This window comes from Salinilacihabitans rarus, from assembly GCF_024296665.1.
GTDB lineage: Archaea > Halobacteriota > Halobacteria > Halobacteriales > Natrialbaceae > Salinilacihabitans > Salinilacihabitans rarus.
On sequence record NZ_CP100762.1, the window covers coordinates 3396935 to 3418951 of the forward strand.

17 protein-coding genes and 1 pseudogene are annotated in these 22017 nt (G+C 57.3%); 7 read left to right on the forward strand and 11 right to left on the reverse strand.

Annotation, left to right across the window (positions count from 1 at the left end; all coding sequences use genetic code 11):
- Positions 1–318 precede the first annotated feature (318 nt).
- Entirely contained in the window at positions 319–528 is a 210-nt protein-coding gene (gene sp36, locus NKG98_RS17770) for a Sp36 family protein (RefSeq protein ID WP_254767464.1), read from the forward strand.
- Positions 521–1537 (forward strand): DUF7972 family membrane protein, encoded by a 1017-nt coding sequence (locus NKG98_RS17775; protein WP_254767465.1) that lies wholly within the window; start codon positions 521–523, stop codon positions 1535–1537. Before sp36 ends, NKG98_RS17775 begins: the two co-directional genes overlap by 8 nt.
- Positions 1538–1950: 413 nt before the next feature.
- Here NKG98_RS17775 and NKG98_RS19145 read toward each other — a convergent pair whose 3' ends face one another.
- From NKG98_RS19145 to NKG98_RS17800, 7 genes are all read right to left on the reverse strand, one after another.
- Positions 1951–2328 (reverse strand): DUF7344 domain-containing protein, encoded by a 378-nt coding sequence (locus tag NKG98_RS19145; protein WP_425504360.1) that lies wholly within the window; start codon positions 2326–2328, stop codon positions 1951–1953.
- Between the two features lie 337 nt (positions 2329–2665).
- A complete protein-coding gene (locus NKG98_RS19150; protein WP_425504361.1) occupies positions 2666–2872 on the reverse strand; it encodes a hypothetical protein in 207 nt (68 codons plus the stop codon).
- A gap of 295 nt (positions 2873–3167) precedes the next feature.
- The gene (locus NKG98_RS17780; protein ID WP_254767466.1) at positions 3168–5219 is read right to left on the reverse strand and encodes a type IV secretory system conjugative DNA transfer family protein; all 2052 of its coding nucleotides are present in this window, start codon (positions 5217–5219) and stop codon (positions 3168–3170) included.
- Positions 5220–5345: 126 nt separating this feature from the next.
- Entirely contained in the window at positions 5346–6326 is a 981-nt protein-coding gene (locus tag NKG98_RS17785; RefSeq protein ID WP_254767467.1) for a DUF8128 domain-containing protein, read from the reverse strand.
- Complete coding sequence (locus tag NKG98_RS17790) at positions 6323–8743, reverse strand: type IV secretory system conjugative DNA transfer family protein (RefSeq protein WP_254767468.1); 2421 nt, start codon at positions 8741–8743, stop codon at positions 6323–6325. Before NKG98_RS17790 ends, NKG98_RS17785 begins: the two co-directional genes overlap by 4 nt.
- Complete coding sequence (locus NKG98_RS17795) at positions 8740–9861, reverse strand: hypothetical protein (protein WP_254767469.1); 1122 nt, start codon at positions 9859–9861, stop codon at positions 8740–8742. Before NKG98_RS17795 ends, NKG98_RS17790 begins: the two co-directional genes overlap by 4 nt.
- A complete protein-coding gene (locus tag NKG98_RS17800) occupies positions 9858–10175 on the reverse strand; it encodes a hypothetical protein (RefSeq protein ID WP_254767470.1) in 318 nt (105 codons plus the stop codon). Before NKG98_RS17800 ends, NKG98_RS17795 begins: the two co-directional genes overlap by 4 nt.
- Before the next feature lie 353 nt (positions 10176–10528).
- On the opposite strand from NKG98_RS17800, the gene NKG98_RS17805 reads away from it, so the two are divergent.
- From NKG98_RS17805 to NKG98_RS17815, 3 genes are all read left to right on the forward strand, one after another.
- Positions 10529–11455: a hypothetical protein gene (locus tag NKG98_RS17805; protein WP_254767471.1), complete on the forward strand. Its 927-nt coding sequence runs from the start codon at positions 10529–10531 to the stop codon at positions 11453–11455.
- 131 nt (positions 11456–11586) lie between these two features.
- Positions 11587–12555 carry a DUF932 domain-containing protein gene (locus NKG98_RS17810; protein WP_254767472.1) on the forward strand — a complete coding sequence of 323 codons (969 nt, stop codon included), beginning with the start codon at positions 11587–11589 and terminating at the stop codon, positions 12553–12555.
- A gap of 481 nt (positions 12556–13036) precedes the next feature.
- Positions 13037–14710 (forward strand): hypothetical protein, encoded by a 1674-nt coding sequence (locus NKG98_RS17815; protein WP_254767473.1) that lies wholly within the window; start codon positions 13037–13039, stop codon positions 14708–14710.
- A 184-nt stretch (positions 14711–14894) separates the two neighbouring features.
- Here NKG98_RS17815 and NKG98_RS17820 read toward each other — a convergent pair.
- From NKG98_RS17820 to NKG98_RS17835, 4 genes and pseudogenes are all read right to left on the reverse strand, one after another.
- Positions 14895–15286 (reverse strand): annotated as a pseudogene (locus NKG98_RS17820) (succinylglutamate desuccinylase/aspartoacylase family protein); the annotation flags it as partial.
- Positions 15283–15900, reverse strand: coding sequence for a methyltransferase family protein (locus NKG98_RS17825; protein WP_254767474.1), 618 nt, complete (start codon positions 15898–15900; stop codon positions 15283–15285). The gene NKG98_RS17825 and the pseudogene NKG98_RS17820, both read right to left, overlap by 4 nt.
- Before the next feature lie 15 nt (positions 15901–15915).
- Positions 15916–18231 carry a heavy metal translocating P-type ATPase gene (locus NKG98_RS17830; RefSeq protein ID WP_425504362.1) on the reverse strand — a complete coding sequence of 772 codons (2316 nt, stop codon included), beginning with the start codon at positions 18229–18231 and terminating at the stop codon, positions 15916–15918.
- Between the two features lie 123 nt (positions 18232–18354).
- Complete coding sequence (locus NKG98_RS17835; protein WP_254767475.1) at positions 18355–18552, reverse strand: heavy-metal-associated domain-containing protein; 198 nt, start codon at positions 18550–18552, stop codon at positions 18355–18357.
- A 133-nt stretch (positions 18553–18685) separates the two neighbouring features.
- On the opposite strand from NKG98_RS17835, the gene NKG98_RS17840 reads away from it, so the two are divergent.
- Both NKG98_RS17840 and NKG98_RS17845 read left to right on the forward strand, forming a co-directional pair.
- The gene (locus tag NKG98_RS17840; RefSeq protein ID WP_254767476.1) at positions 18686–19276 is read left to right on the forward strand and encodes an AsnC family transcriptional regulator; all 591 of its coding nucleotides are present in this window, start codon (positions 18686–18688) and stop codon (positions 19274–19276) included.
- A 96-nt stretch (positions 19277–19372) separates the two neighbouring features.
- A complete protein-coding gene (locus NKG98_RS17845) occupies positions 19373–21997 on the forward strand; it encodes a heavy metal translocating P-type ATPase (protein WP_254767477.1) in 2625 nt (874 codons plus the stop codon).
- Positions 21998–22017: the final 20 nt, after the last annotated feature.

A 22017-nucleotide genomic window follows, 5' to 3' on the forward strand; every position in this document is an offset into this window, starting at 1 on the left:
CATTGGCTTCGGAGTGAAACAAACGAACCCGTCGTGCTGAATTCATGTTCTGAACCTTGTTTAGACGCTCCCGGATGAGCGGGTCAGGAGTCATTTTGACTGAACAGAATCCGGTGGTAAGCACCTCACAGTACGGTTCCATACTTTGAGAACGAAGCGTTAGCGCCGATCTCGGTCGCGTCTAAACAAGGCCCATGCTCTGTATTCAGCACGACCCCTTAAACCTATCACCGATTGAGGATTTCATCAAGGCCGAAATATTCCCTCCATTTCGGTGGTGGAGCGGGGTATAGAGGGCTACAGTACCTACTAGGAGTGATGTCCGAATCAGAAGCAAATCGCTGGGAGTACGAGACGCTTCGCCCACCGCGCGATGAGTCCCAAAAAGAAGCAGAGGATCCGAAAGCAGAGTTGAATCAACTCGGTGCAGAGGGCTGGGAGTTTGTAGAGACGATCGACTACGAGGGAGGCGGCACCAAGTACCTCGTTTTCAAGCGACCTGCCAATCGAGTGAGCCAGTATGACTGACGAGACCGACATCAGTACGGCCAACACGATGCGTGAGCGCTCGGGCGAGAGTCGGATAAAACTCTGGTTGCTGCTGCGCGCGAACCGCCTTCTCGTCTCCAGTGTCCTGACCAGTGCCGTGTTCGTTGCATTCGTGATCGCCGTCGCTGTCCTCGATCCACCATTTTCACGGCAAATCGAGTCCGGCGACATGATCGACACGATGTTCTCGACGATGATCACGGTCATCGTGACTGGGACGACACTCGTCGTCACGATCGGTCAGCTCGTCCTCTCCCAGGAGAACGGCCCGCTCGGCGATCAACGCGAGCGTATGGCCAGTTCGATGGATTTCCGGGATTTTACTGAAGAATTAATCGGGTCTCCGAGTCCTGCCGACCCATCCGAATTCCTCCGCCAGATCATCGGAATCACGGCACAACGGACGACGGCTCTTCGAGAGTCTATTGGTAAGAATGATGACGAGAACCTCCGAGAAGAGGTCGATGAATTCGCTGAAAGCGTCACTGGGAACGCTGACACGGTGTGTGATCAACTTGAGGATGCGCAGTTCGGCTCGTTCGATGTGTTATTCGCTGCACTAAATTTCAATTATAGCTGGAAAATCTTCCAAGTTGAACGTCTCGCGAACGAATACGAAGAGAGCCTCAATGAGGAAGAACGCGGCTTGCTTGACGACCTCAAAACAGCACTGTCTCTGTTTGGTCCGGCGCGCGAACACATCAAGACGTTGTACTTCCAGTGGGCACTCATTGACTTGTCTCAGATGATTCTCTATGCTGCAGTCCCGGCATTGGCCGTTGCGGGTATCATGGTCGGAATCGTCGATGCGGGGACGTTCCCAGGAAGCACACTCGGTCTCGATCACATCATCCTCGTCGTGGGTGGTGCGTTTGCGGTGACGCTCGTTCCATTCATGCTGTTCGTCTCGTACGTCCTTCGCATCGTCACCATAGCAAAACGGACACTTGCCATCGAGCCGCTGATCCTCCGCGAATCACAACGCTAAGATCCGACGCAGAACTCAAACCTCAGACACGGTTGGATGTGGACGCTTCGTGAGGCACTGAGGTTAGTCACTCTCAAAACGGGCGTCGATTGCTCGCGTCCCGCCACAGTTCCAATACCGTCCTCCGCGAGGAGATCGACACAGGCGCTGTTGAATGCCTTTGGAAATTTCCCAACCCCATTGCAGCCTCTAACATCGAAAATATAGCCCCGAAACGATTCGTCGTCCTTAATCCACTGGAATGACCGATGGATACTCTATATTCAGCACGCCGCTCGTGATAGCGACTCGGGATTTCGGTCAGGAGTTGCCGAATACAGAGTGCGAATGTCGCACGAGATTCGGGTCGATTTGCGAAGGGTAGTGATCGTTCAGTCTAGGAGAAATGTTGAACACTGTCTTCTGTCCAACCCTCATCTACGAAGGGTTGCAACGGGACTTTTTGTACGGTGTCTCTCCTGATTTTCGGCCAACAGTTTGAGATGAGGTCGTATCTCGTCAAAATGGGGGCCTTGCATTACAAGATCGTCATTTCGATCCCACTCGATGAACCCGTACTCCGCTAATTTAGGCAGATGGATGTGGTGCATACTAACCGAGTACTCATCGGCTTCTGCAATCGTTCGAGAACTGGATAGATGTCTGTGAAGTAGGTTCTCGTCTGCTTCTGCAACCTCTCGGGAAATGCCGGACGGTTTTGAGACGCGTTGGGGGCTGGAGAGTAATTTGACTAGTAACTGTCGTCGGTGGCTGTCCGCCAATGCGTCAAAGACATCATCATAATTGACCATTCCATATCCCTCGGCCTCAACTATGGTCTCTCATAATCTTAAATACGCATCATTTTTACGGTTCACTGTTGTTTTGATTAACTGAGTGATTAAGTGTGCCCAGTTCAGTTCGCATATTCACTGAACAGCTGATTCATTGACTTCAGGATGAAACAAACGAAGCCGTCGTGCTAAACTCATCCTCTATATTCAGCACGCGACTCCTGTCAGTTGAAGGATTCAAAGACGCTGAATAGAGAGCACAAATGTGGCATAAATTGAGGGCCGATCTGCAAAGGGAAGTGATCGGCGGGACAGGTAGAGGAAGTTTCGAAGACAGTCGATCGCCACTGGAATGTTAGTCTCTGGCTGTCTGATCTTCGCGGGTGAAGTGGAAATATACGGGATGGTCATTGGGGCAGCGAACGAGTCGGGTCGTGGTACCTCCGTCTTCGGGCCTCGTGGAATCTGGCTCGGAACTAACCTCAACCTGTGAAATCCCCTGCGGCAGCCCTACTGGCACGGATTCTGAGCAAATCGGACACGTTACTTCCCGAATGCCCATAGTAGGTTAGAGTCAACAGAATACTAAAATACCACTAGCTAAGTCCTTTGATTCTCAGCGGTTGCGGTCCCGACGATCGATCTAAGGTACAGTCGGTACGCACGCGTGGTGAGCGGACGGTTCACTTACGGTATAACGTCGTTGTCGTGCTAAACCCACTCTCTATTCAGCACGCCATCTGTATTAACCAGTGAGGATTTCAACAGAGCCTGTGGAGGTCGAAAACGGAGAAGTCCCTGACATCCATTTCCGGAGAAGAGACCTCAAATTAGTGGGAGACGGATAGACCACAGTTCTAATCGACCCCCTCGAAGTACTCGTCTGCTTTTGGCGTGAGAGAGACCGGCTTCACATCGAATACGCGGTTCTGGCTGCTTGTAACTCGCTCTACGGTCACGGGTTCACCGACGTTGATCAACCCCAGTTTTTCGAGGTTGTCGAAGCTGTAGTTGACCCTGTGATTCGTATAACCAGTGGACGAGGTGATCAGATTGGTGTCATCCTTTCCTTCCTTAATACAGTTGAGAACGGCGCGGTCGATCTCCCGAAGATCTTCGACCCACTCTGCATCACGGCTGGCTCTCTCAGAACCTTCGTAGAGGTTGAGTCCGTTTCCGGTAATTTCCAGAATTCGGTATTCTGCGTCTTCCAGCGAATCTATCTCGGTAAATGGCTCTCCCTGATCGGAATAATAGATGCCGTCCCCACCGTATTCTGTGTTGAGAGGGTCTGCAACGATGGTTTCCAGTTTTGAACCATTACCTTCTTCCACGATGAAGATGCATTCACGGCCTCTCTTAACAGCCCTCTGCAGGTTTTTCAGGACTTTCGCCGGTTTGGAGAGCGTTGAGTGTTCGGCTTCGAGATGCTCGATTTCGTCGTCCGGGAGGTGGACGTGACCGTCCGGTTTCTCAGCACCCACATCCTGATAGAGCAGATCGACACGGAGACCGCGCTCCTCGAGCCGCTGTTTCGCGGTCGTAAGGAGCGCCCGGTGCTTTTCTCCGCCACTGTTTGTTCCTGGACCGAGAGATGGACTGAGGCTAGTTCCCTGTGTGGGTGGCGTAGCACTCTGGTGTTTGATGTCGTCGACGTGGTCCCTGTTTCCGTCCCACGGTGGGTAGGTGTCGATGATTCTGGCGTTGTCTCGGTTTCCTTTGCCGGGTGTCTGAACGGCCGCCCTGAACCGTCCTAACTCGGCCAGGTTGCCTTTCTCGATTCCCTGGAGCATTCCCGCAATCCGGGTCAGGTCCTCTGAACTGCCCGGGTTGAACGCGATCTTGGTATTGGTGTTGTTGATGACCGCTTTCTGCATTGGTCGCTCTAGCTGGTGGAGGTACTGGGTGGCGAGCCAGCAGCCTAACCGGTACTCTCGGGCTTCGGACAGGATTTTCGCAAAGTTGCTTCCTTCGCCGCTGTAGTTCTGTAACTCGTCGACGAACAGGTAGAACGGTGTCCGCTCATCTATAGGCTGTGTGACACGGCTCTGTGCAGCTGCCCATACCTTGGTGATGACGATCGAGCCGACGAGTTCCGAGACCGTGGCCCCGACCTCTCCCTTCTGGACATCCACCAGGATGAGTTTCTGGCTGTCTATCGCCTCCTGGAAGTCGATGCCTGAACCGTCGGCGTCGATCACCCGTCGGATCGCCGAGTTCATCATGAAGTCGTTGAGCCGGCGCTGTAACGGCTCCATCTCGTACGATGTCATGTCCTCTTTGACCCGGACCAGTTGCTCCCGAACGACCGGGTCCTGGATCTGGTCGATCAGGTCGGTGAGCGTCTCGTGGTTGATGACGCTGCGGTAGACGTCGACCAGTGTGTGCGAGTCGCCGTTTTTGATGTTGAGCTCGAGGTATGCGTGGAGGAGGGTTTCGAGGACCCGCCCGAACTGGTCACCCCAATTTTCGCTCTGTCGCCGGAACAGATCGATCAGGTCGGAGACGATGATCTCCTTCTGGTTTTCCTGCTGTGCCAGGGTCATCCGCCCGTTCGTATAGGGCTCGAGGACGTTGACCGAGGGAACGGTTGGATGTGCTGGATTGATATAGATGATGTCGTCCCACCGCTCCTCAGAAAGCTTCGCGATGAACTCGTCGATAAGATCGCCTTTCGGGTTGATGATACAGCAACCGTAGCCCTTGTAGGCGTCTTGTAACGCGACGTGAACCAGTTCCTGACTCTTCCCGTACCCCGTTGGGCCTGTCGTCAGGACATGGGTCAATCGATCGGTATCGCGGAGCGTGACGTCTTCTTCGACGCCAAGGATCGAGGTTCGGGTCCCGAGGTACGTGGTGCTGCGGTTCTCCGCATCTTGGATGACTGCTCTGGTTGTTTTCGAATTCACGTCAGGGCACCTCCTACGCGATCGCCAGGTGTTCTACAACGCAGGGGTACTCTATTTTGGCCCGGGAATAGCCCACCTGTTTTCAAGCCGGATTCCACACTGACGTCGGATACAATAGGAGCATGGTCAGGGGTGTGCCGTCCTGAGGTTCTCTTGCTCTCTGTCTGGGATCGATACCAGCCCAGCGAGCTCCTCGGCAGAGGTCTGGAACGGAAGCATCCAGCCGCGAAACTCTTGGTCCGCTACGGCGGCCGCAAAGCCCCGTATGCGGGAGGCTCGAAGCGTCCGAAGATAGTGTGTTTCGAGAAACTGGCCGGTGGTCAAGTTCTCGAATACATTGAATCCGCCCGAGAGTTCTTTCACCCGGCTCAACGTGGCATCACCTGCCCCGATCACCAGGATGCGAATTCCCGTGTTGAATCGCGATCCGTCGACTTTCGCCTCGATCAGGTTAGCCTGTTCTCGTTCACGTGCAGTCACATTGCGCTCGGGCAGCAAGATGCCCGACCGATCGCCTCCGAGGTACTGTGCCTCTTTCTGGGCCTTCCGGGCCCATCGACGATCCCTGATCGACTTCCGCGCAGCCGGTTGGAACAGGACCTGGATAACGAGTCGCGAATCCCGCATGGCATGGCGATGGAGTGAACTCACCACCGAATTGATCGGTGGAGACTCGAAATCAGTCCGGAGTGGATACCAGTCTGTCTTTCCCATGGTGAGGACGCCGCCACCAATGGAGTTCCCCTTCTCGATGGGAAGGCCAGCTTCCCCCGACTCGAATCCGACCCCCGGGACGGTCTCCGCTAACTGGGTTCGGACTTTCCGCTCTAATCGCTTCGTAGGGACCGAGAACTGGAGCTGGAGCCGCTCCGGAGATGATCGACGGATCTCGTAGACAGAGACCGGTGACTTGTTCTGCAAGCCGAACCATGTCGTCTGGTACTCGGTGATACCTTTCACGAACCGGTAGACTGTCTCTGGAACGTCGTCGTTTGACGGTGGCTTAACCCTGACCGTGAACCTCCCGTCCGGCGCCTGAGAGAGGGCGTCCGCTGTCTCTTGATTTATTGTGATGTGGTTGCGGAGGAGTCGGTCTTTCGCGCTCATGACTGAGGCACCCCTGTCAATCGGACGGCAATCCCGAGGACCAGCACCCAGAGCACCTCGATGGCCACGAAGGCCACCGCCAGGGTAATCAGAACCCCCAGGTTGGTCGGCTCAGTGGGAATGATACCGACTGGGTCGAGGATCTGAATGAGCGTCCGCGACTCGACCACCCCCAATACGGAGAGGAGGAGGCCGCCGATGACCCCAGTGAACAGTCCTAGTTCGAACCGCTTGATGGAGGCTTTGGACGCCAGATTGAGGCTTGCGAGGAGGGTGAGCATCTTTCGGTTTGAGTCGGGGCTGTTATCTGAGTCCTGCTGATGCTTGTCTGCGTTCGGCTGCCCACCATCCGATTCCACCACCCGCCGTGGACGATCCGAGATTGCCTCGAGACCGCTATCCTCGTCTGCATGACCGGTTTCGAGGATGTCGTGTTCACGATCAGTGGCTTTGATCCTGAGCGTAGTGTTCACCGGCCCACGGAGCAGCGCCGTACTGAACGGGAGGTCCGACCCTGTCCGGAGCCGATGGAGTTCTCCGGACTCAGTCCCGATCAGGTTGAAGAACGGTTCGATCTCCGTGTCGACGTCTTCCTGCTTGAAGAACAGGTTGCAGTCCACGTTTCGCAGAATGTTCTTCCCTTCCCGCGAGCGGGTGAACTCGTCGGCATTCTGTGTGATCAGCGTGACGGCGATGTTCCGGTCCCGACTCTCTCTGATGAGCCGCGACACCGTGTTGAGCCCGTCGTGATTAATCCGGTCTCCGATCGTGATGGGGCGATGCGCCTCGTCAACAACGACGAGCACTTTCGAATCGGTCTTGGATGCTTCCCGGTAGATGTGGCCGAGTGCCTCAACGAGCAGTTCGGTGTTGTCTTGTGACGGATCCTCGACTGTGTATCGCGTCACCCCATCAGGTTCGACGGCTGTGAGGTTGACGTGATCGAGGACAACGGTCTGACCGCCGAGTGAGTCGGTGACGGCTCCGTAGTCCCGTCGCTTCGGATCAAGGATGTAGATGTCGAGGTTATCGTAGGTCTGGGCCGACCGGAGGAGCATCAGCCCGGTCCAGTACGATTTTCCGGAGCCAGTCTTCCCCATCACCGTCATGTGGCCTGCATCCCAGGAGAACCGATCCAGGATCACGGATGTCCCCTCCGAGGCATCCTGCCCGACCACGACGCCGTCTTCCTCGATCGTGTCCCCCGACGCGAAGGGGAACCCGGATGCGGCCGACCGGCCCGGCACGATCACTGTCTCGTGCAATGCGTCTGCGTGGTACGCCGAAGCAGCTCTGACCGCCTTGTGCGTCTTCAGGGCCGGCTCCTCCGTCTGGATCTGCTTTTTGCTCAGAACGGTCTCGACTGCTTTCCACGTCTCGTCAACCTCCTCGGGCGTCGACCCGGCGACCGTAATGTACACGCCGTAGTTCAGCAGGACTTCGCTCCGCCCTTCGATATCGAGCAGATCCTCGGCATCTCGTAATCTCCGTCTGAGGTCCACCTCGCGGGCCGGGCTCCGCGTTTCCTGCAGTTCAATTTTCAGCCGGCTGATCATCCGACTGATCCACGTGCGCTGATACGTGCTGATCGGCTTCGCAACCTGAACGACGCTGACTAACCCTGGCGCCTCAACGCTCAAGAGATCAGCCAACCAGGCCAGCTCCAGCTCGGCGGGATACTCCGTCACGTAGCGCAATTGCCGAACCTGCTTCTCCCCGTACTCCGTCTCGTATCGTCGCCGGTCGAGTTTCGTCTTCCCGAAGTAGAGCCGCTTCAAATGGGTTTTGAACGCGTCTCCTGTGATCCGCTCTGCGTACAGATCAGCCGCGGTTAACGCGTTTCGAATCTCTGTGCAGCGCTTATCTATCGCCTGCAATCGCTCCTGCACCGATGTGTGGGTTGACTCGTCAACCCGGACCACAACAACGTGGTCAGTGACGACCTCAGAGTCGGCGGCACCTGAATACTGGGAGAGGTCAACAGTCCGCTGTCTGGAGTGGAGTTCAACTTGATATCCGAGCGTCTTCATCAGCTCATGGACGGTGGCCAAGTTCGCCGTTTTCTCCAGATCTGAGAGGGTCTGGATGTCGCAAGACGACACCTTCACGAGGCCGAGGACCGTCCCGTTATCGAGGACAACTGCATCGTTGTGAAGCTGTTCAAATGACGGCGACGATACCTGAACAACCGATCCAAAGCCGATGAGGGTAGCGATGTGCTCGTCGAGATGACGATCTCCCTGTTTGAACGCGACGAAGCCGAGTCCGATGATCGTCCCCGCCACCGCACCAAGATCGCCAGCCAGGCCCCAGCCGATGAGCGCCGGGATACCGATCCGGCCGAAATCGCCCACCGTGAACCGGTCCATGAACTTGACCTTGGTATCGATCGGGACTGGGAACGGGACGCGGATCATCGCCGGTCCCTCCATTCGAATCGGTTATCACTGTCATCACGGTCTGACCGATCTCTATCTGGCCGGCTGTCCTCGCCTGATCGTCGACCCCCTTGGCTTGGACCTCCTCTCCTAGGACCAGTGCTCGGTGGTCGACCTCCTCTTCTAGGGCCAGTACCCGGTGGCTGGCCCTGCCTGCCATTTGAACCAGATTTGAACCGGTCATACTGTCGCCGAATCGTATTCGGGGCACTCCGCATCAGACTGAGTCCGGGCCCCACCAGAACTGCCCCGGCACTGAGCACAGTCAACGGAAGCCCCAGGAGCATCGTCGTCCCAGCAAGTGCCCACAACCACTCTGGAATGAAGCCATTGGCCTCTATCATTTGGAGAATTAGGCTGAGAAGCCCGGCGTTAAGTGGGCCAATGAGGAGAAATCCCACCCAGATCTGGGCGAGCATCCGACCATATCTGGTGAGCCCCGGTGTGATAGCCATGAGTGCGATAAGGGGGGCAAGCCCCACTCCGAGGAGGATATATACGTTCCGTGCCAGGAACAGGAGGAGAATCCCGAGGACGATGACCACATCCAGGATGGCGATTACCGCCATTTGAAGGGTGAACTGGATAGACGTACGGAACTCTGGATCCGCCGGCAGTAGTGCCTCGGTCGTCTGTGCCGACAGTTCCACAGGGTACCACAGCAGATCCGGGGCAATCGCCCCGAAACCGACTGCCATCAAGACGTATACCGCCGTCCGCACGCCATCAGTCTGGTTGAGCATGTGAGTGATTCCGATCCAGACGATGGCCGCGACCGCGAGTACTAGGGCGACGGTGAACACCATTGCATGGAATTCCTGAACCCATGGCTGTCTTACGTCGGGGTAGTCAGCGAAGAGCGCCGCCATCACGCCTGCTGCTCCCTCGGACACCCACTCGAACGGTGTCAAGATTACGTCGGTCAGTGCCTCCCGGATGGTTTCCCCCAACCCGTCACCTTCTCCTCCATCGGGGGCAGGGGCCGGAGTTGCAGTGTCATTAGACGTTTTCCCGACAGGCGTAGGTTCCGGGGTTGCTCTTGCTAGCCTTGTTGGGACAACCAACGTGAGCAGCGCGAGGGCTACCCAGCGGCTCATTGTGGCACCCCACAAAGTGGTGTCGTGACGATCTCTACCAGCGCGCCGCTAAGGATGATAATCGCCAGTCCAATCGTTGTATTGATGAATATCCGCTTCGCACGTTCCTGTGCCTCGATCGTCCCCAACGACCAGTAGTACCCGGCCACAAGGTAGAGCAGCCCAGCTAGCGGGAACGCGATCCTCACCCCGAGCGCGTGGAGGTGGTCGATCAACGCTGTCAGTCGGACAACAGATGCTTCTTCGTGTTCAACGATATCCTCGCCTTCGTAGGGACTCCTGTTGGAACAGGCTGAGCTCGCCTCGTGTGCCACGGCTTCCCCCGCGAACAGAGATGTCGCGACGAGTACCAGGATAACTACTCGCCCAATGGTTGCTACAGTGGCAGGTCCATCTCTATACAGGCTGTTCTTCCAGCGTGAAATGCAAGTTGTACGTACCGATTCTTTGAATCGGATATTGTGGTTCACCCTCATTTTCAGGTAATCCAACGAGAAGGGACGGCCTACTTCAGATTGAACACCCTCTACAGAACTATGGAGAACTCGCGAAATCGGTTTTGTAGCACCTAAAGCTGGTAAATATTTGTTATTCAATTAATTTAACCTCAGAGCTGGGGTTTCTTATTCAGTATATAGTAATACGGGTGCAAACCCTCCTTCCCCATATGACTTCGAAACAGGTCGAGAGGCACGGGATCACGTATCACCCCGAGGACATTCAGAATCGAGGTACGAACAAGGTTCCAGATGTCCGGGCATACCTTCCGGATGAAATCGGGGACCTCGGCTTAGAAGAGGGTGACTCCATTGAGATAGAGAAAAACGAAGCAAGTGGAGATCCCTATCCGAGGACAGTACCGTATCTCGTCGGGAGAGAGTCGGACGATGAATCCGAGGGTGAGTATAAAATATTCACAGATGGCTCCCAGCGACTCCGCATGACGATTACTCCTTGGAAGGATCTGTTCAACGAAGACAAGAATGTCCCACTCGTTGTTGAGGTGAATCAGCGAGAAAAGACGTTCCGGATTTACAGGAACGAGGACTACCATTACAGGCTGCAAGACCTGTACGATCGCGATATTCACCCACAGCTGAAACAGAAGGGGGTTGTACCCCTCGTAGCCTATCCAAGAAAGGAAGGCACGCAGAAGTTTCGAATTATTCCTTTTAATTGTGAGCACAATATTTTCTCAAAAGTTGCTGCCGAATTTGATAAGGAGAAACGTCCTTCGAATCCAGCGGTGTTCCATGAAGTGCTTGAGAAGGGGGAGCTACCACGATGCACATGCCCGAAGCTGACGGTCTACTGGGACCCAGACGGGAATAGGGCTAGCAATAAAGACAACCTTGAGGCAATCTACACTGCAACGAATGTGGAGGAAGAAGATATCCTTCTACCTACCGAGGGCTATTTCAGGGTTTTAGCAGACCACCACGAAAAAGCAACATGGTTCAGCCACGATGAGCCCTGGGGTCATTCGAAACAGTGGGAGATGCCAGTCGTTGGAAAGTGGGAAGGGCCGAATATAAAAGCAGACGAAAACGATGAGTATATCGCCGTGTATGTCCCCTGTGCATCACCAAAATAGGACTTCTCCCGGGTAACTCGGTTTCGACAACTCATCAGAAATCAGGTGTCTCGTTGAGTACTACCCACTAGTCTTCCCCTGATTGGGTAGGGTGGTACAAAATTCAAGTAGAAACATACCAATTCCACGACTTGGACGGACTCTATCAAACCGCTGAAGATCTTCCTAACGTCGAACGGCACGAGGTCTACGCCAACCATGGAGAGCGAGACGAGTGGGAGCCAGTTCCATGGCGTGATAGCCTCTGGACTAATGAAAGCGATCCACAACTCGCGGGTGAGGTCTCCAACAACGACGAGTTCTACAACGTGATTCAGTACGGCGACATCCTCGAGGCGATCGGCCACGGCGTCGAACAACACGACCTCGATCCAGAGGGGCACGTTTCACTTTCCGAGACACGGCACAAGATGAGCGCCAAAATTGGCCTGGAGCAATCGATCGAGCCCGCGGAAGGAGATCAGATCGAGTTACAGCTCCACGCGCGGTCCGGCCACTCGGGGTACCACGGCGTAAAGTACGACATCGGAGCCGAACGCCTCGTCTGCAGCAACGGAATGACCGCATTCGTCGCCGACCACAGCTACGAGCAGACCCACGGCGAACCGTTCCAACCACAGCTGGCGTACCACGCCGTTGATTCGATGGTAGACGGTGTCGACACGGTCGAACAACGCCTGGAAGATGCCCAGGAACGCGAACTCATGAACCTGGACGAGGCGTTGCTCGTGCTCTACGATTTCGGGATCGACGAGCCACTCGAGAACCCAACCCCGGATCTCCTGACCGCACTCCACGAGGAAGTCGAAGACACTGATGCGCCAACCCTGTACGAGACGTACAACGCCGCGAGCTACGCACTCACCCATCTGATCGAGGAGGACATTCCGGAGTATGCCCTCGACGACGCCTACGAACGGGCGGCCGGCCTCCTCGAGTACGGAGACGGCATCCCACACCCAGAGATCCTTGGGGAGAATGCGGTCACGAACCGTGCAACCCAGTTGCTCGAATCCGACGATCCCCAGGCGGAGGAATACTGGGAAGGTGAAACCGAGTCCATCCGTGAGCTTCTGGACGTCCACGAGGTCGACGCCTGACCGATCCACACAAGCCGGTTACAGCGTGCGAGACGCCTAGCCAGCTACTGCCAACAGCGGTGGGGAGGAAACGGGTAGCCCACTTGGGCTACTTCATCCGAACCACCCCCTTCCCACAGATACCCGAGTCTCGGCATCGGAACAGCCCCTTGTGCGACGAACACAGGACCATCAACGGGTAGAACGCCTACTACGACTCGCCGACGATCTCGAGACTACGGACCCCCAGATCGACCAGTTGCTCAAGGCAGCAACGGTCTCCAATAGTCGATCGCTCACAGACGATGCGCTCACGCTTTTCGCAGCGAAAGCGGCGGAACAGCAACACTATCCATTTCCTGACGATGCTCACAGTGGATCGCTTCAATTTGGTGAAACACCACGGAACCGGCCCGTTGGCCTCGGTCCCAATGACCTCACCAAGCACCTCCTCACAGTCGGACAGTCGGGATCAGGAAAGACCACACTGTTCTACAATCTGATGAGCCAACTCGAGGTCCCGTTCTGGAGTTTCGACCTGAAACAGGACTATCGCCACCTTATCCACGAGTACGACGATCTCCTGGTGTTGCCGTGGTCGGAATTGAAGTTCAACCCGTTGAAGCCACCAGAGGACGTCCCGCTGTTACGTTGGGCACAGGTCTTCGCCGAGATCTTCGGCCACGCGACGGCACTACTGTCCGGTTCCAAGAACTACCTGCTGAAGCACGTAGTCAAACTCTACAAGCTCTACGACCTGTTCAACGACCGATCGCCACCGTATCCAAGCCTCCACGAACTCGAACTCCTGATCTGGGACGAGAACATCAATTACGTCCGGAAGACGTCGAACTATCGCGACACCGTCCTCAACCGGTTGGACGCGATGAACCTCGTTGCCGGAACTGTCTTCGACTGTAGCCACGGTCCAGCCCTGAACACGCTGCTCGATCGGAACATCGTGTTCGAGTTCGACGGCCTCAGCCGAGACCTCCAGAATTTCTTGATGGAAATCCTCTTCGCGTCCGTCTACGAGTACCGGTTGGCGCAGAACCAGCGAGACACTGGCCTCGAGCACGTCTTCTTCCTCGACGAGGGAAAGCAGGTGTTCTCCGTCTACAAGGAACGCCAGGACGCCGCGGGTATCCCTGAGATCGATCAACTGACCGCAAAGATGCGGGAATTCGGTGAAGGGCTCGTCGTCGCGGATCAGGAAGCGTCGAAACTCACCGACTCGATCAAGGCCAACACCGATACCAAGGTGTTGCTGCCGACTGGCGACCAGAAACAGTTTCGTGCGATTGCGGACTCGATGTCGCTGTCCGACCGCCAGCAAGCGTTCGCACAACGGCTCGAGGTTGGAAAGGCGATCGTTCAGGTCGGGAATAAAGATCCAGTGCCAGTACACCTCCGGAATTACAGTGTGCAAAAGACGATCTCCGATCAGGAATTAGAGGAGCATCAGCGCGAAGCGTGGCAGCAACTCTCTCACGAACCACGTGAAATTGCACCTCGGTTAGATTACATGCTCAGTGGTGGACGGACAGGCGATCGAACCAGATCGGAGTCCAGTGACGATCACGGTGATGAAGGGGTGTCGAGGGATGCTGACCGGCTCCTCAAAGACGTGGTCGAACACCCGTTCAAGCCGTTGCTCGACCGATACCAGCAGTTCCCGAGTCGGTACAAGGGAAACAAGTTGAAGAACGAACTCGTCGACCACGGCCTCGTCATCGAGAGAAAGGTAAAAGGTGGGGATCAGCGGAAGTTACTGGAACTTACCCAACACGGACGGGAGTACGTCGAGGACAATCTCGATTTCAATCCGAGATTCGAGGGACGAGGCGGTATCGTTCATCGGTACTGGCAACACCGAATCAAAGAGCGATTCGAAGAGGCAGGCTGGACAGCCGACCTCGAAGGTGATGATGCGGATGTCTACGTTAGCATGGGAAACACAGATCTGGCAGTCGAAGTCGCGATGGGAAACAAGCCACGGGAACTGGAACATGTGGAAACGCACCTTGAGAACGATATCGCTGTCTGGATCGTCTGTCGAACCGAGATCGTCAAAAAAGGACTACGACAACGGATAGCGGAACGCGATATCCAGAGTGAGCAGATCACACTTCACCTGTTTCAGGACTTCAGCGAAACTAAGACACTCCCCGAATAGCCGCTCACCGAGGGTGTCATAGAACTAATCACAGCGGTTTGATTTGCCCGCGATTCGAGGAATGCTATAGTAGACTGAGCGTGCTTGTTGATCGCCGCGTTCCTACCAGTTGGTGTGAGTGTTCGTAACCTCATGCAAGATACAAGGCGTATACTGCGAATGATTTGATCGTAGAATATTTTCGGCGCAGGTAGCTCTCGTTCGCGAGCCGTTTCGCTGTCGTACTCCGTGGAGTGCCGGGGAATGAGCGATTGAGGTCCTCGTGGTAGATCGGGATGTAGCGCTGCTGGGCGAGAAAACCGGGCACGTTCAGCACGTGCAAACAGACGAGCGCTCCGTGGATGTCTTCGGGTTCGTAGTGGTCCGCGACCTCCTGAATGATTTTGATGCCGTTGAGTTCGTCGCCGTGTACCGCAGCAGTCAGAAAAATTGTCGGTCCCGCTTGCTCACCGTTGATGACTGTGACCGGAATCTCGATCGGATCGTCGTTCCGACGGCGTACCTGAACTGTGTCTTCTCGCCCGGAGAGACCGTCTGGTCCCCAACTTCGAGCGATTGGTGGGTGTCGTCAGTCATGGGTCATCTCTCCGTGAGGCGTTGGTGTGTTCATGTTGTACGGGCCGCTGGCTCGGACGACCGATGAATCGAGGAACCGACTCGCGGTACGCCTCGTACGCCTCTCCGTACTGGTCTCGGAGCCACGGTTCCTCCGCAAGCGGCGCCATCAGGAACCAGACGATCCCGAGTAAGACCAGAACCACTGTCATCCAAGATCCAGCGATAACCGCTCCACCGATGAGCATCGTGACGTAGCTGACGTACTGCGGATTCCGAGAATACCGATACGGTCCATCAGTGTGTAATTGCCCTTCGAGACCGGCACTCTCGCGGAATCCGAGACGCCACACCGCCCAGAGAGAGACCAGCGCGCCAGCCAAGAGCAACAGTAGACTGGCAATCTGGAGGAGCGTCGAGGGACGGTACCAGCTCCACCAGTCGAGGTACGCCACTCCGAACAGACTTCCAACGTAGACGATCCATGCTGTCCAGCCGAGCCAAAACGTCCAGTTGCGGGTTCCGTGGGGCCAGAACCGGACTGACTGGCTCCGGATACTCACGAGAAGCCCACCGAGCAGTATCCCTCCGGACAGGAGTCCAAGGCCAAACAGCGATGTCTTGATGACGGGCATGGGTGAGATTGTGGGTTACGCAGGCAGGGAGAGATCTACATTCCCTAGTCTGCGGGCGTTAATCGCGACGATGACCGTCGACAGCGACATAAACACGGCGCCGATCGCCGGCGACAGGAGGATACCGATGGGCGCGAGAATCCCCGCCGCAAGCGGGAGCGCAAACACGTTGTAGCCGGTCGCCCAGACAAGATTTTCTTGCATCTTCCGGTAGCTCGCCTTCGACAGTCGGATGAGCCGCACCACGTCCACCGGGTTGTTGTCGACGAGGATGATATCGCCCGATTCGATGGCGACGTCGGTCCCCGATCCGATGGCGATACCGACGTCAGCTCGCGTGAGCGCCGGCGCGTCGTTGACACCGTCGCCGACCATCGCGACGAATTTCCCTTCCGACTGGAGTTGTTCGACCTTCGTGTCCTTCGCCTCGGGCAGCACCTCCGCGAAGTACTGGTCAATACCGAGTTCCTCGGACACAGCCCTCGCGACATCCTCGCTGTCGCCGGTGAGCATTGCCACTTCGATGCCCATCCCGTGCAGCGCCTCGATAGCCTGCCGGCTTGCTTCCCGAATGACGTCCGCCAGCGCGAACGCTGCGGCGATCTCGGATTCATCGTGGACCAGGTAGATGACCGTCTGTGCGTTCGAGCCGGCTTCCTCAGCGAAGGCAGCGATATCGTCGGGTCGTTCGATGCCGAGTTTCTCGATCAGGTTGGGGCCACCCAGATGAACTGTCTCGCCGTCGACGGTGGCTCTGACACCGAGACCGCGGAGGTTTTCGAAGTTCGAGACGCTCGCTCGCTGGACCTCCCGTTCCTCGGCAGCATCCCGGATGGCGCGAGCGATCATGTGTTCGGAGTCGCCCTCGACACCAGCGGCGATTTCGAACACGCGCTCTTCACTCCAGTCGCCTGCCGTCTCGACGCCGACGACGCCCTGTTCGCCCTTCGTGAGCGTGCCCGTCTTGTCGAACATCACCGTATCGAGGTTCCGGGATTCCTCCATAGCTATGCGGTCGCGGATGAGCATCCCGTTCTGGGCAGCGGTCGAGGTGTTGATTGCGACAACGAGCGGGACGGCTAGGCCGAGTGCGTGGGGACATGCGATGACGAGAACCGTGACCACGCGTTCGAGAACACCGATGTTGAACCCGACTGCGACGATCCACGCGACGGCCGTAATGCCCGCAACGGCGAGTGCGATGTAGAACAGCCACCCTGCTGCGCGGTCCGCCAGGAGCTGCGTGCGGGATTTGGACTGCTGGGCTTCATCAACGAGCCGCATGATGCCCGCTAACGTCGTCTCCTCGCCCGTCTTCGTGATTCTGATGCGGAGGCTCCCGTCCTGGTTGACCGTCCCGGCGACCACTTCCGAGCCGGGTTCCTTGCCCACGGACCTGGACTCGCCAGTGATCATCGATTCGTCGACGGATGACTCGCCCTCGGCGACCTCGCCGTCGGCGGGAACCGAAGTACCGGGACGAACGAGTACGACGTCGTCCTCGGAGAGTTCGGAGACTGGCACTTCCTCGGTATCCCCACCCTCGGTGACGCGCTCGGCGGTGTCGGGCATGAGCTTCGCCAGTTCGTCGAGCGCACCGGAGGCCTGTCGAACCGAGCGCATCTCCATCCAGTGGCCCAGCAGCATGATGTCGATCAGCGTGACCAGTTCCCAGAAGAACGGCGTCGTCCCCTCGAGAAACAGGCTCGCGATCGAGTAGACGAACGCGACGGTGATCGCCAGCGAGATCAGCATCATCATCCCTGGCTCACGGTTCTCGAGTTCCGTCCGGGCCATCGAGAGGAACGGCACGCCACCATACGCGAAGATCACAACTGAGAGGACGGGTGTGATCCAGACGCTTCCAGGGAACGACGGCGCCGTGTAGCCGAAGACAGCCTGAATGAACTCGCTGAAGAAGATGACCGGCACTGAGAGCACGAGCGACACCCAGAACCGCCGCCGGAACATCTGCTCGTGGCCCGTGTGATCCGTGTGAGCGGCGTGATCTTCGTGGACGTCCGCGCTGTGGTCGTGTGCGTCGTGATCGTGTTCGCCCTCTCCAGTATGGGCGTGGCTGTGTCCGGGCTCGGCTTCGGGATCGTGGTGTGCGTGTTCGTCGGTGCTTCCGGGTTCCGTGGTAATCTCGCCCGTCCGGTCGTGGTTCGTGTGCTCGGAGGAGTGGGGAGGCTCCGTGGTGGATGAGGAATCCGTCGCTCGCCTCCCTCCATCTGCTTCTAACTGGCAGATACGGCAGCAGTAGACGGGTCTCTCGGAATCAGTTTCCGACGAAGCGTCCCGGATACGCTCGTGGTCTGGATGGTTGCTCATGGGTTGGGTGTTGGTACCGCCCCCCATTATTCTGTCCGGGGCCTGATACTGCGCGGGACGATCAGGGCAAGCGGACTCGGAAGAAAACGACGGGGCGGTCGTCCGCGAACGTTCTGGGTGCTCTCAGGCGTGGGCTGTGTATCCAGCGTCTTCGACGGCTTGCACGAGGGCCGTGACGTCGGCGTCACCATCGACGCTCGCCTGTTCGGTCTCACGATCAGCGGTGGCGTCAGTCACACCAGACACGTCTTGAAGTGCCTCTTCGACTGTCTGTTCGCAATGGCCGCAGGTCATTCCCTCGACGGTGATCGTTTGACTCATTCCAGTGAGAGATACGGACGGCTCCTCTTTGTCGTTTGCTGCTTCGATACTGCGGTTCGAACGGTCGTGAAACGACGTATTCAAAAGTATCTGCTGGGGAATAGTATTGTATCCTAGGTCCCTATCGCCTCGTATGCGGGACTTGGACGAAACCGACATGGAGATTCTCTCGCTGTTAGCCGAGAACGCCCGTCGCCCGTTCAGCGCGATCGGCGAGGAAGTTGGCCTCTCGGGACCAGCCGTCTCAGATCGCGTCACACGACTCCAAGAGACCGGGGTCATCGACCACTTCACTATCGATGTCGACCGTAGCCAACTCAGAGCTGGTGTGCCGGTACTTGTCCAGTTAGATATCTCATCTGAGTCGTTCGACGCGGTTCGTGAGCGGGTCAGAAACGACGACGCCGTCGAACACGTGTTCATTACGTCGGAGGGTGACCTCTGGTTCTATGGACGTGCAGAAGCACAGAACGTCCGGGCGTGGGTGAACACGCTTCTCGATGGTGCTGACTCGGTTGATTACACAGTCACGTTAGTCGACGAAGTCGAGTGGACGCCATCGATCGACGGCGTCGAGTTCGCACTCACGTGTGCCGAGTGCAGTAATACTGTGGATTCTGAGGGGGAGACGAGTCGTATTGGCGGAGAACTCTATCATTTCTGTTGTCCATCGTGTCAGAGTCGATTCGAAGATCGACACCAGCGTCTCGAAGAGGGCGTGTAGCGCTGACTTCGGTTTGGAACCGAAAGTAAACGCCGTTGATTACCCTCACTATCCAAGCAGAAACTCACCTAACGGAGTAGCCCCTAAGATACGACAATGGAAACGCGAACAGCACATCTTGACATAACGGGGATGACCTGTGCCAACTGCTCGGGGACAGTTAGCGACGCCCTGGAGTCACTCGACGGCGTCGTCGAGGCGAACGCCAATTTCGCCACGGACGAGGGCTCCGTCGAGTACGACCCTGACGAGGTATCGCTTGCAGAGATCTACGAGACGATCGAGGACGCCGGCTACGGTGCGGTGTCTGACACGGTGACCATAGGAATCTCCGATATGACCTGTGCCAACTGTGTGCAGACGAACGAGACCGCACTCGAGAACACGCCGGGTGTTATCGCGGCCGAGGCGAACTTCGCCACCGACGAAGCGCAGGTCAGGTACAACCCTGCGGACACGTCACTCGACGCGCTCTACGACGCTATCGAGGATGCTGGGTACTCGCCGGTCCGTGAAGACAGCGACAGCGGTGAATCGGGTGAAGATGCTCGTGACGCTGCACGACAGGGTGAGATTCGAAAACAGCTTCGACTGACGCTGTTCGGAGCCGCGCTGTCTGCCCCGATGCTGTTTTTCCTCGCAGAGAAGTTTCTGCTCGGCGGGGGAATTCTCCCGGAGACGGTCTTCGGCGTCGAATTCGGGTGGGTCGAGTTCCTGCTAGCGACACCCGTTCAGGCTGTGCTCGGCTGGCCGTTCTACAAGAACTCGTACAACGCGCTGGTCAACAACAGACGCGCCAACATGGACGTTCTCATCGCACTGGGTTCGTCAACTGCGTATTTCTACTCCGTTGCAGTACTTGCCGGATTGATCGCGGGGAGCTTGTACTTCGACACTGCCGCGTTGATCCTGGTGTTCATCACCCTTGGGAACTACCTCGAAGCCCGCTCGAAAGGGCAGGCAGGTGACGCCCTTCGGAAGCTCCTCGAAATGGAGGCCGAGACAGCCACCCTCGTCGACGAGGACGGTACCGAAGTGGAAGTGCCACTCGAAGATGTCACCGTCGGCGATCGCATGAAGGTCCGTCCCGGCGAGCAGATTCCGACCGACGGCGTCGTCATCGATGGGCAGAGTGCTGTTGACGAGTCGATGGTCACCGGCGAGTCGGTCCCCGTCGAGAAAGGCGAGGGCGACGAGGTCGTCGGGTCCACCATCAACGAGAACGGTATGCTCGTCGTCGAGGCGACGAAGGTCGGAAAGGACACCGCCCTCCAGCAGATCGTTCAGACGGTCAAGGAGGCCCAGTCCCGCCAGCCAGACATCCAGAACCTCGCCGACCGCATCTCGGCGTACTTCGTCCCAGCGGTCATCGCGAACGCGTTACTATGGGGCACTGTGTGGTTCCTCTTCCCCGAAGCACTCGCCGGATTCGTCGACTGGCTCCCGCTCTGGGGTGCGGTCGCTGGCGGACCTGCCGTGGCTGGGGGCACTGTCTCAGTCTTCGAATTCGCGCTCATCGTCTTCGCGTCGTCCGTGTTGATCGCCTGTCCCTGTGCGCTGGGGTTAGCAACGCCTGCTGCAACGATGGTTGGGACGACGATCGGTGCCCAGAACGGCGTCCTGTTCAAGGGCGGTGACATCCTCGAACGGGCGAAAGACGTCGACACAGTCGTCTTTGACAAGACCGGGACGCTCACCAAAGGTGAAATGGAGCTGACTGACGTCGTCGTCTTCGATGGCGACGGACAGCCTCTCACAGACGGCGGCGACACAGCTACCGATGGCGGCCAACTAACCGCACGCGATCGTCTTAGTGAGGACGACGTTCTCCGGTTCGCAGCGACGGCCGAAAGTGGAAGCGAGCACCCGCTCGCGCGGGCCATCGTCGATGGAGCTGAATCCCGCGGTATCGACGTGACTGAACCAGACGACTTCGAGAACGTTCCCGGCCATGGCATCCGCGCAACTGTCGGCGACAGTGAGGTGCTGGTCGGTAACCGAAAGCTCCTCCGCGACAACGGGATCAATCCTGCACCCGCCCAGGAGACGATGGAGCGTCTCGAGAACGAGGGGAAGACGGCGATGCTCGTCGCCCGCGTGCCCGCTGGCACGGACGAGGGCGAACTCGTCGGTGTGGTCGCTGATGCTGACACGATCAAAGAAAGTGCGACCGAGGCCGTGAGCCAACTGCAGGAGCGCGGTGTCGACGTGATGATGATCACCGGTGACAACGAACGGACCGCCCGCGCCGTCGGCGAGCAGGTCGGCATCGACCCCGAGAACGTCCGCGCGGAGGTGCTCCCCGAGGACAAATCCGACGCCGTCGAGGCCATTCAGGACGAAGGTCGCAAGGCGATGATGGTTGGCGACGGCGTCAACGACGCACCCGCGCTGGCTGTCGCCTACGTCGGGACTGCCATCGGGAGCGGGACGGACGTCGCCATCGAGGCGGCGGACGTGACGCTGATGCGCGACGACCCGCTCGACGTGGTGAAGGCCATCCGCATCTCGGACGCGACACTCCAGAAGATCAAGCAGAACCTCGTGTGGGCGCTTGGTTACAACACGGCGATGATCCCGTTGGCTTCACTCGGGTTACTCCAGCCCGTGCTCGCGGCCGGCGCGATGGCCTTCTCGAGTGTGTCGGTGCTGTCGAACAGTCTGCTGTTCCGTCGGTACACACCGGATCACGATTACGAGTTGCTCGGCCGACTCCGCTAATCGACTCACCCAGAATCACC

Coding starts and splice junctions, on each gene's coding strand:
- sp36 (WP_254767464.1), top strand. CDS start 319: ATGTCCGAATCAGAAGCAAATCGCTGGGAGTACGAGACGCTTCGCCCA.
- NKG98_RS17775 (WP_254767465.1), top strand. CDS start 521: ATGACTGACGAGACCGACATCAGTACGGCCAACACGATGCGTGAGCGC.
- NKG98_RS19145 (WP_425504360.1), bottom strand. CDS start 2,328: ATGGTCAATTATGATGATGTCTTTGACGCATTGGCGGACAGCCACCGA.
- NKG98_RS19150 (WP_425504361.1), bottom strand. CDS start 2,872: ATGGGCATTCGGGAAGTAACGTGTCCGATTTGCTCAGAATCCGTGCCA.
- NKG98_RS17785 (WP_254767467.1), bottom strand. CDS start 6,326: ATGAGCGCGAAAGACCGACTCCTCCGCAACCACATCACAATAAATCAA.
- NKG98_RS17790 (WP_254767468.1), bottom strand. CDS start 8,743: ATGATCCGCGTCCCGTTCCCAGTCCCGATCGATACCAAGGTCAAGTTC.
- NKG98_RS17795 (WP_254767469.1), bottom strand. CDS start 9,861: ATGAGCCGCTGGGTAGCCCTCGCGCTGCTCACGTTGGTTGTCCCAACA.
- NKG98_RS17805 (WP_254767471.1), top strand. CDS start 10,529: ATGACTTCGAAACAGGTCGAGAGGCACGGGATCACGTATCACCCCGAG.
- NKG98_RS17815 (WP_254767473.1), top strand. CDS start 13,037: ATGAGCCAACTCGAGGTCCCGTTCTGGAGTTTCGACCTGAAACAGGAC.
- NKG98_RS17825 (WP_254767474.1), bottom strand. CDS start 15,900: ATGCCCGTCATCAAGACATCGCTGTTTGGCCTTGGACTCCTGTCCGGA.
- NKG98_RS17830 (WP_425504362.1), bottom strand. CDS start 18,231: ATGAGCAACCATCCAGACCACGAGCGTATCCGGGACGCTTCGTCGGAA.
- NKG98_RS17835 (WP_254767475.1), bottom strand. CDS start 18,552: ATGAGTCAAACGATCACCGTCGAGGGAATGACCTGCGGCCATTGCGAA.
- NKG98_RS17840 (WP_254767476.1), top strand. CDS start 18,686: ATGCGGGACTTGGACGAAACCGACATGGAGATTCTCTCGCTGTTAGCC.
- NKG98_RS17845 (WP_254767477.1), top strand. CDS start 19,373: ATGGAAACGCGAACAGCACATCTTGACATAACGGGGATGACCTGTGCC.